The following is a 16,953-nucleotide window of genomic DNA, read 5'->3' on the forward strand; positions in this document are numbered from 1 at the left end:
ATTGGAGCACAGGCGCAGTGCCAGGACTGGCGGATTCGGCGGTGATTGATTCTGGAAGTTTCACCCTTCCCAGCTCGGGTGTTTTGCAGGCTGGCCAGGTTACCGTCAACGTCCCCTACGTGGCACCAGCGAACGCCGACCAGACTTTGGACATCCGCGGGAATTGGATTTTCAATGGCCCATTCACGTTGCAAGCAGGCCGCATTTTTCAAGTAACAGGGGCAGGGAGCAGCGTCACTGTGAACGGTGCCACCAATCTTTCAGCCGCAACCCTTCAGGTCCGTTCCGGCGCGGTCGTCAACTTCCCGAATGTTACTAGCTTCGCGCAGCCCGCGAGCAGCAATGTGAACTGGAATGTTTTTGATAATGGCAGCCAATTGATCTTTCCAAACCTGGGAAGCATCACCGGGAGCGCCAGCCCGGGATACTACCTGACGCTGAGCGGAAACTACGGCACCGCGGTGATGAGCCTGCCGGCCCTGACGACAATCACCAAGCCCGCCGACGGCGACATTTACCGCAACAGCTCGATCAATCTCGCGGTGGGCGGCGGAGCCACCATCTCCGCGCCGCTGCTGAGCACCTTCAAGGACAACGACCCTAATCCCGACTCGAGTTTGGGAGCATCTGGGACGGCATTGCTCGACCTGCCATTGCTCACCGCCCTGACCGGGGTGGACGTAAATCTCAACGCGGCCTCGCATCCGGAGCGCTTGGTATCCTTGTCCCCGGGCAGCGCGCTGCAGATCAACAGCGGCACCCTGACGATGGGCAACCTGGTATCGTTCGGGGAGTTGCGTGCCGTGACGGTCGAGAATGGCGCGGTGGTGACTTTCCCGAACGTGACCAGTTACGTGCAGCCGGCCAACCGCAACGTGAACTGGAACGTCTTCCACAATGGCAGCCGGATGATTTTCCCGAATCTCGCGAGCATCACCGGCAGTGCCAGCCCGGGATACTACCTGACGCTGAGCGGAAACTACGGCACCGCGGTGATGAGCCTGCCGGCCCTGACGACAATCACCAAGCCCGCCGATGGCGACATTTACCGCAACAGCTCGATCAATCTCGCGGTGGGCGGCGGAGCCACCATCTCCGCGCCGCTGCTGAGCACCTTCAAGGACAACGACCCTAATCCCGACTCGAGTTTGGGAGCATCCGGGACGGCGGTGCTCGACTTGCCGCTGCTCACCGCACTGACCGGTGTGGATGTGAATCTCAACGCGGCCTCGCATCCGGAGCGCTTGGTATCCTTGTCCCCGGGCAGCGCGCTGCAGATCAACAGCGGCACCCTGACGATGGGCAACCTGGTATCGTTCGGGGAGTTGCGTGCCGTGACGGTCGAGAACGGCGCGGTGGTGACTTTCCCGAACGTGACCAGTTACGTGCAGCCGGCCAACCGCAACGTGAACTGGAACGTCTTCCACAATGGTAGCCAATTGATCTTTCCAAACCTGGGAAGCATCACCGGCAGCGCCAGCCCGGGGTATTATCTGACGCTGAGCGGGAACTACGGCACCGCGGTGATGAGCCTGCCGGTCCTGACGACAATCACCAAGCCCGCTGACGGCGACATCTACCGCAACAGCTCGATCAATCTCGTGGCTGGCGGCGGAGCCACCATCTTCGCACCGCTGCTAGGTTCATTCAGGGACAATGATCCGAATCCTGGCTCCTCGATTTCAGCCTCCGGCGGAGGGCAGGTGCAGGTAAACCAATTGGTGGATCTTGTAGGAGTCGCGATGGACTTCGGCTCCGCCTTCACGATCCCCGCTGGTCAAAATTTCATCGGCTATGGCACCATTCAGTATGGGGTTTTCAACAGCGGCCTGATCGGCATCACGTCCCCTGACAAGACCCTTCAGATCAATGGTCCGCTGGTGAGCACGGGGACTGTGAAAATCACCAACGGAGGAAGCCTGGTCATCGACGGGTCGCTATCGCTCAACGATGCGGCGCTGCTGGTGCTTTCTTCGTCCGGCCGGCTTTCTGTCACCGGAGATTTCACGGGGACCACGAAGAACACGGGCGGCGCGGATCCTGCCGGAACTCTCCTGATGAACGGCGCGAGATCTTCCCTGAATCCGCAAATTCTGGAGGCGATGAGCCGTGATCTCGGCACCGCTGCCGAAGGCTTCAGCGGGAACAACGTGTTCGGGACTTTGGCGCTAGGCAACAACACCAACGTCAAGCTGGTAGACAATGCCCGCAACACCACGAGCAACTTTGCCGAGTGTCTCTATGCGAACTCGGTGATCATCCCCACGGGCTGCATGCTGAATTTGAATGGACTGCATCTCTACGCCCGGGCGGTTCAATTGGGTGGAACCGTGACGAACGGAACGATCATCCAGATCCCCGACTCCGGAGAGATCGCCCTGGGTACCCCGGTGCCGGGGAAATTGGCGGTTGCCGGCGAACTCGACGAGTGGAGTTTCACTGCGCGCGCTGGCAGGGCGGTCAGTATTATGCTAAATCCCGGGCCGACAGGAGCTCCGGCACCTGTGCTCCCGCACCTTGCATGGGCCAATGTCCAACTCGTGGATTCCACGGGCGGTGTGGTGACGAGCGGTTTCTCCACCGTCCAAGGTGAAAGGGTGATCCTCGCGGACATCAACATTCCTGCCGACGGGAGCTATCGCATCCGCGTGAATGCACCCGCGGCTCACACGGTCGCCACCGGCAACTACATTCTGGGAGTGTGGGATTCGACGCCGAACGTGCGGTCGCTCACGCTGGGACAGAAGGTTGTCGGCTCGATAGGGGGAAGCTTCGCGGTGGACCAGTGGACTTTCTCGGCTTTGGAAGGCCAGCAGATCCAGCTCCGGCCCCAGCTTCCCGTGCCGGCAGGCATTGTCTTCACCCTCAAAGGCCCGGCAGGATACATCGGGTTCCAAGATTTGGCCGGGGATTCAGCGCTGATCAATCTGCCAGCTTCCGGTAACTACACCTTGCATGTCCGGGGTCTTGAGGGCACCGCCGGGGCCTACGGTTTTTCGGTCAACCAGACCAGCCTGACCACACTGGCGCTGAATGCGCCCTATGCGGGGACTTGGGCCGGCACCGGTGACGCGCGCCTGTTCAAGGTGGAGCTTCCGGAGAACACGCCCTTGGACATCGCCCTTTCGAACGTCGCCGGTGGTGGTCACTCGGAGCTTTATGCCCGCCACGGTGCCCCGCCGACCCGAGAGACCTATGACCATGCGGCGAAGTCCGCAGGCTCCACCCAACGGATCCTGGTTCCTTCGGCGAAGGCGGGGATCTGGTATCTGCTCGCCTATTGTGAGTCGGCCCCCGCCGGCGCGAAGGGCTTCGTGCTGAAGGCGAGCTCTGGCGAGGTTTTCCTGACTCAGAATTCAACCAGCCAGAGCGTGGCGAATGCGAGCACCACCCTGGTCCTGACGGGAGCGGGCTTCACCCCCGGCTCCACGGTCAGCCTGGTGGCGGCGAATGGCAGCGTGTATCCGGCAGCCTCTTCCAGCACCGATCTGCCCACGCGTATTACCGCGACCTTCGCCGCAAACTCCCTCCCGCCCGGCACCTACTCGATCGTGGTGACCCAGCCCGGCGGGGCGACGGCCCAACTGCCCTCCTCACTCAAGATCAATCCCGCGGGAGAGGGCATCCTGAGAACCCGGATCACGGTTCCGAATCCGATCGGCAACCACATTTCCGCCACGATCTACGTCCACTATACCAATGAAGGAGTCGCTCCCATGCCGGCACCGGTTCTCAACGTGTATGGGACGACGGTCACCGGCCAAAAGGGCGCTTTTCTGTCCCTGGATCCGAGCTTGATCACCGCCGGCTTCTGGACCTCCGCCGCGCCGCTGGGCTACTCGGATTCCGTGCAGATCCTCGCCAGCGGGGAAACGCCGGGCGTCCTGCAGCCGGGCGAGTCGCGCACCGTGCCCGTTTATTACGTCGGCTGGCGCAGCGACCAGTGGGGCGGTGGCCGCTATGACTTCCACGTGAACCCCACCCATGCGGACAGCAGCGCTCCGGTGGACTACAGCACCCTTGAAGCGGCGACCAAGCCGGCGGCGGTCCCGGCCGAAGCATGGCACATTGTTTACGCCAATCTGCTGTCGCAACTCGGCACTACCGCGGGAGGCTACGTCCGTCTCCTCGATCAGAACGCCGCCTATCTGGGTCAACTCGGGAAGAACGAGACGGACATCAGCAAGCTATGGAGCTTCGCCGTTACCCAGGCCTACAACACCCTACCCAATGAGGCGGTCGGCGGCACGACGGACCAGGCGCTGCCGATACCCGGCAAGCTTTCGCTGGCCTTCGGCCGGACCTTCCGCAACAGCATTCCGGGCCGCTTCATCGACGGGCCCTTGGGGCTCGGATGGGTGACGCCGTGGCAGCGCAGCCTTGCCATCGCGCCGGATGGACGGATCACGATCTCGACCGGCGGCGGCGACCAGGCGGTTTACCTGCCGGACAGCCGCTATCAGGGGCGCTATTTCTCGGTGCCGGGAGACCAGGCCACGTTGGTTGCGGTGGCGGGTGGCTATCGCCACACCACGCTGGAGGGGATCCAGACCTACTTCCTCGCGAATGGACAGCTCAACTACCTCCAGGATCCTGCCGGCAACCGGATTACCGCCACTTTCACGGCTGACAAGCTGACCAAGTTGACCGCCTCCTCCGGCCAGTTCCTGAGCCTGGCCTACAATGCGGCCGGGCGGATCTCCCAGCTCACCAACTCCGCCACCGAGACGACCACCTACACCTACGACGCGGCGAACTCGCACCTGCTCGCGGTGACCGGCACCGATGGCAGGGTAACCACCTACTCTTACCAGACGACGGCGGGATCGGCGGCGCTGCACGCGCTGACTTCCATCGCCCCGCCGGGCGGCACGGTGATGAGCCTGGCCTATGACACGAAGGGCCGCTTGGCATCGGTATCCGCCAACGGCGGCCTGATCCCGCAGACCCTGTTCCTACACCGCCGGCTGCGTGAGCATCACGGACGCCGCGGGGGCCGCCACGAAGCTCTTCTTCGACGGGGTCGGCCTGCTGGCCAAGGTGGTCGATGCCACCGGCAATCCGGCCTTCTTCAGCTATGACGGCAACCACCAGTTGAGCGGCATCACCAATGCCGCCGGGATCACCTCGAGCTTCGTGCGCAACAAGTCCGGGCGCGTCACTGCGGCCACCGATTTCCTCGGCACCATCACGCGGATGGAGTATGAGCCGGCCTTCGGACAGTTGGCCAAGCTGACGGATGCGAAGGGCAACGTCACCAGCTACTCCTACAATTCCGCGGGGCTGCTGACCGGGACCGGCTTCGCCAATGGCCGGACCGAATCGATTACCTATGACACCACCGGCAATCCGCTCAGCTTCGTGAACGCCGCGGGCGAGCCGGTGAACTTCACCCACAATGCCGCCGGCCAGCTCGCCGGGGCGACCTTCAGCAGCGGCGAGGTCTTCACCTACACCTACAATGCGCGCGGCCAGATGCTGACGGCCACGAACGGGGAGGGGACCACCAACTTCACCTACGATGCCGCGACGCGCGAGCTGACCCAAGTGTCCTACCCGGGCAATCTTTGGCTGGCATTCACCTACGACAGCGCCGGGCGCCGCGCTACAATGGCCGACCAGACCGGCTTCACCACGGCCTATGAATACGACATCCTGGGGCGGCTCTGGAAGCTGCGGGATGGCGATGGCGTCCTGATCGTGACCCACCTTTACTCCGCCAATGGCCGCCTGGAGCGCAAGACCCACGGCAACGGCACCTACACCACCTACGAATACGATGGCAATGGCCAGGTGCTGCACCTGGTGAACCGCGCGCCGGATGGCTCGGTGAACAGCCGCTTCGACGCGACCTACAACGCGCTCGGCCTGAAAACCACGGAGACCAGCCTGCAAGGAAAGTGGACCTACACCCACGATGCGAACGGACAACTCGTCCACGCGGTCTTCGCCTCAAACAACACTGCGACTACACCCCATCAGGACCTGCAGTATGCCTACGACGCGATGGGCAACCGTACGGCGACGGTGATCAATGGCGTGACGACGGCGTATGTGTCCAACAACATGAACCAATACGCCAGCGTCGGAGGCGTGGCCTGCCTCTACGATGGCAATGGCAACCAGCTCTCGGATGGGACCAGCAACTTCACCTACAATGTCCTGAACCAGCTCGAGAGCTCGTCCGGCCCGGAGGGCAGCGCGAACTATGGCTACAATGCGCTCGGCAAGCGGATCTCCAAGACCAGCGGCGGAAGCACGATCCGTGAATTGGTGGACCCGGCCGGTTTGGGTGATCTGGTCGGCACCTTCGATGCCAATGGCACGGTGGTCGCGCGCTACATCCACGGCCTGGGGCTGACCAGTCAGCGGTCCGGGGGGGCGATTCGCTACTACGACACGGATGTGCTCGGTTCTGTAGTGGGCATGAGCAATGCCGCGGGCAGCTACGTGAACCGCTACAGCTATTCGCCCTTCGGTGAGAAGCTCTCGGGAGTTACCGCGGTTCAGAATCTCTTCGAGTTCGTAGGCGCAGCAGGAGTGATGGCGGAGGGCAACGGGCTTAGCTTCATGCGCGCGCGATTATACAGCGCCGGGATGGGGAGGTTCTTGTCGCAGGATCCGATCGGGTTGTTGGGCGGACTGAATCTCTATGGCTATGTGCAGAACATCCCTACTCAATTCCAGGATCCCTCTGGACTCTCTCTTAAAGGTAGCCTTATCACGGGTGGAGTTGCAATCATTGGTGGCTTTGTCGTACTTGGGTCTGCTCCGATTACTATACCGGCAGCCATTGTGGCGGGACTCGCAATTGTTGGCGGAGGCACCCAAATCGCTGACGGCATAATCGACAATCCAGAAGGGGTCGAAGAAATGCTCAACGATTTCGATCCTCCACCAATTCCTTTACCAGATATCCCACCCCCTCCCCCGCCGCCATTGCCACCGGGTGGTACGTACGGTCCCCCCGCGCCACCAGCTCCATTCCTTGGTCCGCCCGGAGACCCAGCTGGCTCTACCACTGGTGCCAATGCTGATGACCCAAACGCCCTCTATGGCCCCAGCGGCTATGGCGCGGAGAATTACGTCACGAACCTGGATGGCACCTTCGCCTACAGGATCACCTACGAGAACTTCAAGAACGCGACGGCTCCTGCGCAGATCGTTACCATCACTAACAATCTGAGCAGCAACTTCGACTGGAGCAGCTTCCAGCTCACCGGTATTGGCTTTGGCGACAACAACATCCCGATCCCATCAGGCAGCCAGCATTTCCAGACGACCCTGGCGATGACCTACAATGGTCAGAGCTTCGAGGTGCAGATGGAGGCGGGCATCCACAGTGCCACCGGCCAAGTCTATGCGAGCTTCTACTCGATCGATCCCAGTACCGGCTTGCCGCCCGCGAATGTCCTGACCGGCTTCCTGCCGCCGGAGGATGGTACCGGCCGCGGCATGGGCTACCTGACCTACACCGTCGATCCCAAGCGCAGCCTAGCCACCGGGACGGTGATCCCGAATGTCGCCAGCATCGTTTTCGACGCCAATGCCCCGGTCACCACGGACCAAAAGGATCCGCACGATCCCACCAAGGGGATCGATCCGACCAAGCAAGCGCCGGTTACGATTGATGCTAACCGTCCCAGCTCCCAAGTGCAGGCCTTGCCAGCCTATGTCCCGCCGGCCTTCACGGTCCGCTGGAGCGGCAGCGATGGCACGGGTAGCGGGATCGCCAGCTACAACGTTCATGTCTCAAACGATGAGGGCGTGACCTGGAGCACTTGGCTCGCCGACACAACGCTGCTCTCGAAGGAGTATCCGGGCACGCTCGGCGGCAGCTACCGCTTCTACGTGCAGGCCAAGGATCGCGTGGGCAATGTCCAGATCGTCAACCCGGCCACCGCGTCGGTCGGCACACGGGTACCGGAGTCCGCCGTCATTGCGGTGAAAGACGCCGCCGGCACCCTCTTGCCCGCGGGCACCGGCACGGCGGACTTCGGCACGGTTATCACCGTCTCCCGCACTTTCACCATCCTTAATGCGGGCACGCGACCGCTGGGTGGTCTCGCGACCAGCGCGACCGGTGCGAATGCGGCGGATTTCCAAGCAGGGCCGCCGACAAACGCCAGCATCGCGGGAGGTAGCACCACCACCTTCACGGCGCAGTTCACGCCATCTTCCCCCGGCGCTCGCAGCGCGACCCTTCACGTGGCAAGCGATGATCCATTGTTGCCCAGCTACGACATCGTGTTGAATGGCGCCGGCCTGCCGCCCGGGCCTCAGCCAGACATCGCCGTCGAAGCCCCCAAAGGTAAGGCGGTGGCCACCGGCGGAACGGTGGACTTCGGGACACTGGTATTCAAAAAGAAGAAGAACGGTGCCTACGCCCTGAAGAAAAAGGTTCTTCCCTTTGTTGTCCGCAACAGCGGCGCGGCCAACCTGAGCGGATTCTCAGCCAGCATCATCGGTCCGGATGCAGCCGACTTCAAGCTCGTGGCCAAGTTCCCCGCCGCGCTGAAGCCACGCAAGGCCAAGTCCTTGAAGGTCACGTTCGCGCCGCAAAGCCTAGGGACGAAGTCCGCGCAGTTGAAGATCGTGAGCAACGACCCGGATGAAAGCCCCTACCTGATCAGTCTAACCGGGACTGCGGCCGAAGCCGGTGCCACGATCAACCCGAGGTCATTGGACACCGCCCGCGTTGCGGCAAGCGGCGGCCTGATCGACCCCGAACTCGATAGCGACGGCGACCGTCTGCCTGATCTGCTTGAACTGGCAGTCGGGAGCAATCCTCGCGTCTTCTCCCCATCGCCCCTGACGGTGGAATCTGCCGACGGCAAACTGATTGCCCGGTATCCCCGTGACAAAGAAGTGATGGCGCGCGGTGTGAAGCTTCGGATCGAGTGGAGTGCGGACTTTCTCGACTGGCGGTCGGATCAGGTGGTGGAAATCGTCGAATCCGAGAATTCGGAACTCCAGTTCATGCGCTCGGAGTTACCAAGCAACGGAGCGCCCCATAAGTTTGTGCGCCTGAGGTTGATTGAAAATCGCTGACGGCGGGTTGAGGATGCTTGAAGATCAAGACCTCCGGTCGGTGACGGACGCCTGTGGGTCCGTCACCGCCCTGGATGGTGGGTGAGTCGTCCTGCCCACATGAAGGTTCAAGGTCCGCGGGATGAGGTTTCCCGATTCTACTCGACATGAATCGGCACGGCGACTACGCAGTATAGACTTATCTCAGGATATTCCATGATCCCCAATAGGACATCCCTCCCCGTCCTGACCCCGCGCTCCAGCCAATCTGCTCTCTTCACCGCGACTGTCGGCGAATCTGCCGTGCATAGGTCGAGTGGTATAGTTTTGCAGCAGCGACTCGCAGGGTCAGTGTGCTACCTTTGGATTGCCGTGTTTCTGGCGATGCTCGCGGCTTGCGTTTCCTCGCGAGCCGGCGGTGTGACGGTGATCACCCATGGGTGGGTCGAGGAACATTTTCAGTATCCGGGTTGGGTCGATGAAATGGCAGGCCAAGTCGTCAGTGCCGCTCACTGGGAAGGCAAGACTACTTCCCGTTATCGTCTCACACTCGGGGGGACTGCCACTTCGGGATTCACCGCCAGCTTGGAGAAGAAGTCCCCGTTGAGTGCGGACGAAGCGGCAGAGGTGATTCTCAGCGTTGATTGGTCGGACCTCTCGGATCATCTGACCGAAACGGGGAGCAAGGTGAATACCGCGGATATCGCCGGGCTGTTATATCTGTTCTTAAGAGATGCACATCTTCAGCACGGCATAAAGGATCCGCTCGCGACAAGGCCGTTCCACCTCATTGGCCATAGCCGCGGCGCGTCCGTCATGATGGAGACCGCGAAGTTGCTCGGCTCGCGGGGAATTTGGGTGGATCATGTCACGACCTTAGATCCCCACCCGCTCGTTGCAAATGATGGGGCCATCAAGCTGGACCCAGAAGCGCGTCTTTACGAGAATGTGATCTTTGCGGACAATTATTGGCGGAGCGACAGCGATCCGGTTGATTTTGACGGCCAGTCAATCGCCGGGGCTGAAGATATACACCTAGTGGAGTCCGTTCTTTCGGGAGTTGGGGACGGCGGGCTTGTGGAGCACTCGGACGTACATGCCTGGTACCATGGCACAATATTTGGATTTGGCTCCTATCCTCTCAACGATGGCAGCGTGAGCATCCCTGCGTCCTGGTATGGTGGCCAACATCCTCCGCGACCTGGAAGCGGCTTTTATTTCAGTAGGATCGATCATGGCAACCTCTTCATCTATCCGCCTGGTTACGGGTACGCCATTGGTTCGAAGTTCGGGGGCAACAGCGAGCGGACCGCCACCAGCCGGAGCGGCACGCAATGGGCGAACATCGGCCTCATCAAGGTTCCGAACTACCCGGCCAACCGTTATCAACAAGGGCAAACAATCGTGGCCACCTACAAGTGCCAGGACCGGGATAGCCAGATGCGCGTGGAGTGGTACCTCGACAACGACGAAAATCCCTCCAATGCCGGCAGTTCGGCAATTGCGTCCCAACTGCTGGAAAGCACCGGTGACAAGGTGAATGAAGGCAGCGTGAACATTTCCACCGTCGGATTGAGCTCCGGGATCACGCGCCGGTTGTTGGCCAAGGTCACCAGCTTGGGTGGCGACTCCAATGTCCGCTACGAATACGCGGACAATTCGATCACCATCACTCCGGCGGATTTCGTGCTGAATTTCAGCACCCCGGATACGGTGATGACGAATGCGGGGATGACGGTGGTCACGCTGCAAGGAGCGGGCTTCGGGCCGACGGACAGGGTTCTGTTTTCCAATGGCACCACGACCACCCCCGTGACGCCGAGTTCCGTGCCGAATGGGAATCAGATAGTCGCGAGCTTCGACTTCGGTTCCGTCGCGGGGACTTGGACGGTGGCGGTGGGAAAATACGTCAACGGTACGATGAGCCGCAGCAGCGATCCGCTGGAGATTGTCGTCAGTTCATCGGCGCCTGCGGGGCCGGCGATCGTGGCTGCCTCGCCGGCGGATGTGACGGTGACCAGCGGGCAGACGGGCATCTTCACGGTTTCGGCCAGCGGAAGCGGGAGTCTTGCCTATCAGTGGTATCGCAATGGTATTGCTATCGCTGGTGCGACGAGCGCGTCTTACACCACCAGTCCGGTCACTCCGGATGTGAGCGGATATACCTATCATGTGCTGGTTACGGATGACAACGGGACGAGGACCAGCCGGACCGCGGTCCTGACGGTGGTGCCGCCGACCATCGGTGTCAGCGATCCGGCGGAACCGAATGACCGGTCGACCCAGGCCACGCCGCTAACCTTGGAGCAAGCTGCGAGCGGATTGATCGCCTCGCCCTTCGACATCGATTGGTATCAGGTCACGATGGCAGCTGCGGGACAGTTGAACTTGAGCCTCGTGGTGCCTTCGGGGATGGACTACGATCTTGAGTTCTACGGGCCGGATGGCGCGTGGCTGGCCGGTTCCTACAAGATGGCCGGCGAGAATGAGACGATCCAGCGCAGCGTCGGGGCCGGCTATTACTACGTGCGGGTTTATGGTTACCCTGTGGGGCAAGGTGCCTATAGTACCTCGTTACCATACCAGCTCACGACGAGTACTTCGGTTGAGCAGCCGCCGGGGCCGCTCGCCGGACCGATCACCAGTTCGGTGATGTGGTCCGGAACGGTCGAGGTTAGTGGCGATGTCACGATTGCCGCGGGCGGTTCGCTGACGATTCTACCGGGAACGCAGGTCCGCTGCGCCACCGGGGATGGCGAGACCTCGGGGGTGGATAGCAACCGTGTGGAGATCATTGTCGATGGCGGGACGCTGGTGGCGAATGGCACGGCCGATGCGCCCATCCGCTTCGGTAGCATGTTGACGAGTCCCACGGCGGGAGCGTGGTTCGGGATCCGGGTGAAAAGCGGGGATGTCTCGCTGGTGAACTGCACGGTGGAGTTCGCCAGCCAGGGTCTGCGCTTTGAGAGCACGGACACCCGCTTCAGCAGCTATGAACTTTCGGGAGTGACGGTGCAGCGCTGCGGCGGCAACGGGGTCTGGACCACATCCGGCCAATACGCCCTGCCCGTGATGCTCGAGGGCTTCAGGCTGATAGGGAACGGCACGGGGCTGCGCGCCGAAGGCCCGGTGACGATGCAGGGCGGGGAGATCCGCAACAGCACCTCTTATGGCGTTAATGCCAACACGGTGCTGGTGATGGAAGGCACCGAGGTGAAGCTCAGCGGCAACACCGGGATCAACAACTCCCAGGGGAGCACCACCCTGACGGATTGCGAGATCAGCTACAGCCAGGGCAACGGAGTGGAAAGCGGCCTCGGGACGCTGCGGATCAATGGCTGCAGCATCGCGCACAACAGCCGCTGGGGCGTCTACGGCTACTGGTGGAGTTACAACGTGGCGGGGCGGACCGCGGAACTGGAGGACAACACGGTGCAGGACAATGCGGAGGGCGGGATCGTGCTCTACTCGTCGGCGACGGTGGGGGTGGCGGGGAACACGGTGAGCGGCAACGGCGGTCCCGGGCTGCTGCTTTCGCTTGAAGGCAACTACGGTCCCGCGGGCGTGAGCGCGACGGGGATCACGGGCAACACGATCCGCAACAACGGAGGCGCGGGGGTGGTGGTGCAGGGCAACCAGCCGCCGGTGCTAACGATTTCGGGCAACGACATCCATCTCAACACCGGCTTCGAGATCCGCAACGAAGGTAGCAGTACGGTGGTGGCCAACGGCAACTACTGGGGTGAGCCGACCGCTGGCGAGCTGCATGCTAGCGTGGTTAACCTGAGCCGGGTCTACGATCTGCGCGATGGTGGTGCGACCCGGGCGGTGATGATCACCCAATGGTACGAAGCATCCGTGGCGGGCGGCAGTCCCGGAAGCTTGCAGAGCTACAGCTATCCGGTACCGGGAGTGACCCAGACGGTCTCGGGCACGATCAGCACGGCGCAGAGCTGGAGCGGCAAGGTGCTGGTAACGGGCGACGTCACAATCACCGGTAGCCTGACCATCCAGGCGGGCACCGAGGTGGTCTTCGACCACTTGCACGACGGCCGGGCGGCGGGATCGGACAGCTCGCGCTGCGAGCTGATCCTGGATGGCGGCACGCTGGAAGTGAACGGCATGGCCGCCTCGCCGGTCACCTTCACCTCGACCGCGACGGCAAAAAGTCCCGGCGACTGGTACGGGATCCGGGTGAAGAACGGCGACATCTCGCTGGAAAATTGCACGGTCGAGTTCGCCAGCCAGGGCATCCGCTTCGAAAGTACGGACACGCGCTTCAGCAGCTATGCGCTATCCGGGGTGACGGTGCAGCGCTGCAGCGGCAACGGCGTGTGGACGACCTCCGGGCAGTATGCGCTGCCGGTGCTGCTCGATGACTTCACGCTGATCGGCAATGGCACGGGGCTGCGCGCCGAGGGACCGGTGACGATGCAGGGCGGGGAGATCCGCAACAGCACCTCTTATGGCGTTAATGCCACCACGTTGCTGGTGATGGAAGGCACCGAGGTGAAGCTCAGCGGCAACACCGGGATCAACAACTCCCAGGGGAGCACCACCCTGACGGATTGCGAAATCAGCTACAGCCAGGGCAACGGGGTGGAGAGCGGCCTCGGGACGCTGCGGATGGAGGGCTGCCGCATCGCGCACAACAGCCGGTGGGGAGTCTACGGCTACTGGTGGAATTACAACGTGGCGGGGCGGACCGCGGAACTGGAGGACAACACGGTGCAGGACAATGCGGAGGGCGGGATCGTGCTCTACTCGTCGGCGACGGTGGGGGTGGCGGGGAACACGGTGAGCGGCAACGGCGGTCCCGGGCTGCTGCTTTCGCTTGAAGGCAACTACGGTCCCGCGGGCGTGAGCGCGACGGGGATCACGGGCAACACGATCCGCAGCAACGGAGGCGCGGGCGTGGTGGTGCAGGGCAACCAGCCGCCGGTGCTGGCGCTAGCTGGCAACGACATCCATCTCAACACCGGCTTCGAGATCCGCAATGAGAGCGGGATTTCCATCGTCGCGAATAACTGCTATTGGGGCGAACCCACGGCTTCTGAAATCGCCACCAACCAAGTCAACCTGAGCCGGATCTATGACCGCAGCGACAACGCGGCCTATGGCCAGGTATTGATCGAAACAATGAGCTGGCCCCCAAATTTCGGCCACGAATTGGCTAAACTAAGCTATGGTGGCAGGCTGCGGGAGAGCTTGGGATGATCATGGTTTGCGGATCAAGGTTGGAGTGACGGGGGACTCGAAATCGGGAAGCCGTAGCGGAGGGACGAGCACGCAACGGAGCGTAGCGCAGTGGAGGGCGAGGACCGCAGCGGAGGCTTCCCGATTTCGGCGCGCCGGGGGTGTCATGCCGCTCTCGGGGCTTCGGCTGGCGGCCGGTAAACCCGCGACGGCGTGAGGTTGCCGAGGTGCTGGTGCGGACGCCAGTCGTTGTAGCGCCCGAACCACTCGCGCAGCCCTTGCTCAAGGCCGAGGACCGTCGCGTGTTCCTTGAGGTAGATCTCCTCGTATTTCACGCTCCGCCACAACCGCTCGATGAACACGTTGTCCATCCACCGCCCGCGGCCATCCATGCTGATTTCCACACCGAGGTCCGTGAGCCGACCCGTCCATTCCGCGGAGGTGAACTGGCAACCTTGGTCGGTGTTGAAGATCCCGGGGCGCGTGCCAGTTGCTCCCAAGGCCATTTCCAGGGCCTCCAGGCAAAGGCCGGTGCCCATAGTGTTGGAAACCGCCCAGCCGAGCACCTTGCGCGAGTGCCAGTCCATCACAGCGCACAGGTAGGCTTGGCCGCGCGGCATCGGCACATACGTGATGTCGGTACACCAGACTTGGTCGGGCCGGTCGATCACCAGCTTGCGCAGCAGATACGGATACTTGCGATGCCCGTCGTCCGGGATGCTGGTCCGCGGTTTGCACCGGATCGCCTCATGGCCCATCTCGCGGCGCAGCCGGTCCAGGCGCTTGCGGTTGACCTTCACACCATGATCGCGCTCCAGCACCGTCATCAGCCGCCTGCTGCCGAGGCAGGGATCGACCAGATAGATCTCGTCCAACAGCCGCTTGATGCGCAGGTCCTCCGGATCCTCCGCGACCGGTTGGTAGCCAGCGGTGGAGCGCGCCACGCCCAGCAGTTCGCACTGCTTGCGCATGCTCAGTTTGGGATGCCTCTTGTCCAACAACCCGACGCGATCCCTCACAGACCGAGTTGCTTGGACTTTTTTGTCAGCCAGTCCAACTCGACGGCCTGCTGCCCGATCTTGGCGTGGAGCCGTTCGCGCTCGCGCTCGAAGTCCTCGGCTTCGGTCTTGCCCGCGCCGCCCCCGAAGGCGCTCGCGGCGTTTTGAGCCATCGTCTTCTTCCACTCCGAGACCTGCACCGGGTGGACGTCGAATTCCTTGGCGATTTCCTGGATGGTTTTCACGCCCTTGAGCGCTTCAAGCGCCACACGGGCCTTGAACTCGGGATCGTGTCGTCTGCGTTTACCTTTCATCTCGTGCGTGTTCGGTTTGGTTCTAAGGCCACACCTGCACACCACAATCATAGCTTAGGCACTGGACCGGTTTTCGGGGGCCAGCTCACAACGCGCGGAACCACGCTTCAGCAAGCGCCCGTGTTATCAATGCATCCGATCAGCGCGGCAGTGGTGGCTGGAGGAAGTGTCACGCTATCCGCCTCTGCGGGAGGTTCGCCGCCGATCTTCTACCAATGGTATAGGAACGGACATGCGATCAGCAGTGCGACGAATACGAGTCTGGTGATGGCCAACATGGATGCCGGCAAGACCGGCACCTACCACGTGGTGGCCACCAATGGCGCGGGAAGCACGCCGAGCAGCAGCGCGTTGGTCACGCTCATCCAGCCCCCGGCCGTTCCCGCGATCATCCAACAGCCACTTTCCCAAAGTGTCGTCTTGGGTTCGAACGTGGCCTTCGCGGTGGGCGTTGAGGGCGTCGGTCCTCTCGCCTACCAATGGCGGAAGAATGGCTCGCCGATTCCCGGGGCAACTGCGGCAAGCTTCCAGATCCCCGCCGCGCTGGTCAGCGACGCCGCGGAGTACTCCGTCGTGGTCAGCAATTCGAGCGGCAGTGTGACCAGTCAAGCCGCGACCCTCGGCGTCACGGGGATCGGCGGGCCGAGCATCGTGAGGCAGATTCAGAACAACGGCAGTTCCTATACGATCACCGTGACGGTAACTCCGCCCGCGGGCACGCCGGCCTACCTGGTGCAGGAACTTCTCCCTGCCGGGTTCCCGGCCTACGGCATCTCCAGCATGGGAGCCTTCGATAGCGCCAATTCGCGGGTCACCTGGGGGCCGTTCTGGGACGGGATTCCGCGGACTTTGGTCTACACCATCGGGGCTCCGCCCAACTTCACCGGCACGGTCACGCTGAACGGTGCCGCCTTTTTCTTCGGTGCCACGGTAGCGACCAGCGGTGACAGCACCATCTCCGTCGGCCAAGTACCGCTGGCGTTGCCCAAGTTGGCGGTCGGGCGCTTCTACGGCTACGCCACGGTCATCATCCGGGGCGAAACGGGCCGTGTATGTCAGATCGAAGTCTCCGATGATCTCAGCCACTGGAGCCTCTTCCTCTCCGTGGCCCTGACCAGCGGGGGGCAGGAGTACGTGGATTGGGCCTCCTCCGGCAAACCGCAACGCTACTATCGGGCGGTCACCTCCGATTGAGGGATTTAAGCGCTCCTCCAGCACCCGTTCCGCACCTGCGAGAGGGGCGGTAGGTAGGCATGAATGACTTCCATCGTGTATGCTTCCGGGGAGGCTGCCAGGGCTGATTCGCTCCGACTCCGAGGGCCGAGTGCTGGTGGTGGCGAACCAGCGCGGCGCTGAATTCTTGGAGACAATCGCCGCTCCGATTCTCCCAATCAACGAGCGCAGTTTTCTGGAAA

5 protein-coding genes and 1 pseudogene are annotated in these 16,953 nt (G+C 62.3%); 4 read left to right on the forward strand and 2 right to left on the reverse strand.

Annotated elements, in window-relative coordinates; genetic code table 11:
• The first annotated feature begins 377 nt into the window (after window positions 1-377).
• From ABWK72_RS21985 to ABWK72_RS21995, 3 genes are all read left to right on the forward strand, one after another.
• Window positions 378-5,081 (forward strand): hypothetical protein, encoded by a 4,704-nt coding sequence (locus tag ABWK72_RS21985; RefSeq protein ID WP_367871727.1) that lies wholly within the window; start codon window positions 378-380, stop codon window positions 5,079-5,081.
• Window positions 4,972-9,051, forward strand: coding sequence for a choice-of-anchor D domain-containing protein (locus tag ABWK72_RS21990; protein WP_367871728.1), 4,080 nt, complete (start codon window positions 4,972-4,974; stop codon window positions 9,049-9,051). Before ABWK72_RS21985 ends, ABWK72_RS21990 begins: the two co-directional genes overlap by 110 nt.
• Window positions 9,052-10,185: 1,134 nt before the next feature.
• Window positions 10,186-14,247 carry a right-handed parallel beta-helix repeat-containing protein gene (locus ABWK72_RS21995; protein WP_367871729.1) on the forward strand — a complete coding sequence of 1,354 codons (4,062 nt, stop codon included), beginning with the start codon at window positions 10,186-10,188 and terminating at the stop codon, window positions 14,245-14,247.
• Window positions 14,248-14,390: 143 nt separating this feature from the next.
• Here ABWK72_RS21995 and ABWK72_RS22000 read toward each other — a convergent pair whose 3' ends face one another.
• Both ABWK72_RS22000 and ABWK72_RS22005 read right to left on the reverse strand, forming a co-directional pair.
• A complete protein-coding gene (locus ABWK72_RS22000) occupies window positions 14,391-15,410 on the reverse strand; it encodes an IS3 family transposase (RefSeq protein WP_367871730.1) in 1,020 nt (339 codons plus the stop codon).
• Window positions 15,368-15,589: pseudogene (locus tag ABWK72_RS22005) on the reverse strand (transposase); the annotation flags it as partial. The pseudogene ABWK72_RS22005 and the gene ABWK72_RS22000, both read right to left, overlap by 43 nt.
• Before the next feature lie 69 nt (window positions 15,590-15,658).
• Between ABWK72_RS22005 and ABWK72_RS22010 the strand changes: the two are divergent.
• Window positions 15,659-16,732: an immunoglobulin domain-containing protein gene (locus tag ABWK72_RS22010; RefSeq protein WP_367871731.1), complete on the forward strand. Its 1,074-nt coding sequence runs from the start codon at window positions 15,659-15,661 to the stop codon at window positions 16,730-16,732.
• Window positions 16,733-16,953: the final 221 nt, after the last annotated feature.

Origin of the sequence: Luteolibacter sp. Populi (assembly GCF_040801775.1) — a bacterium.
Lineage (GTDB): Bacteria > Verrucomicrobiota > Verrucomicrobiia > Verrucomicrobiales > Akkermansiaceae > Haloferula.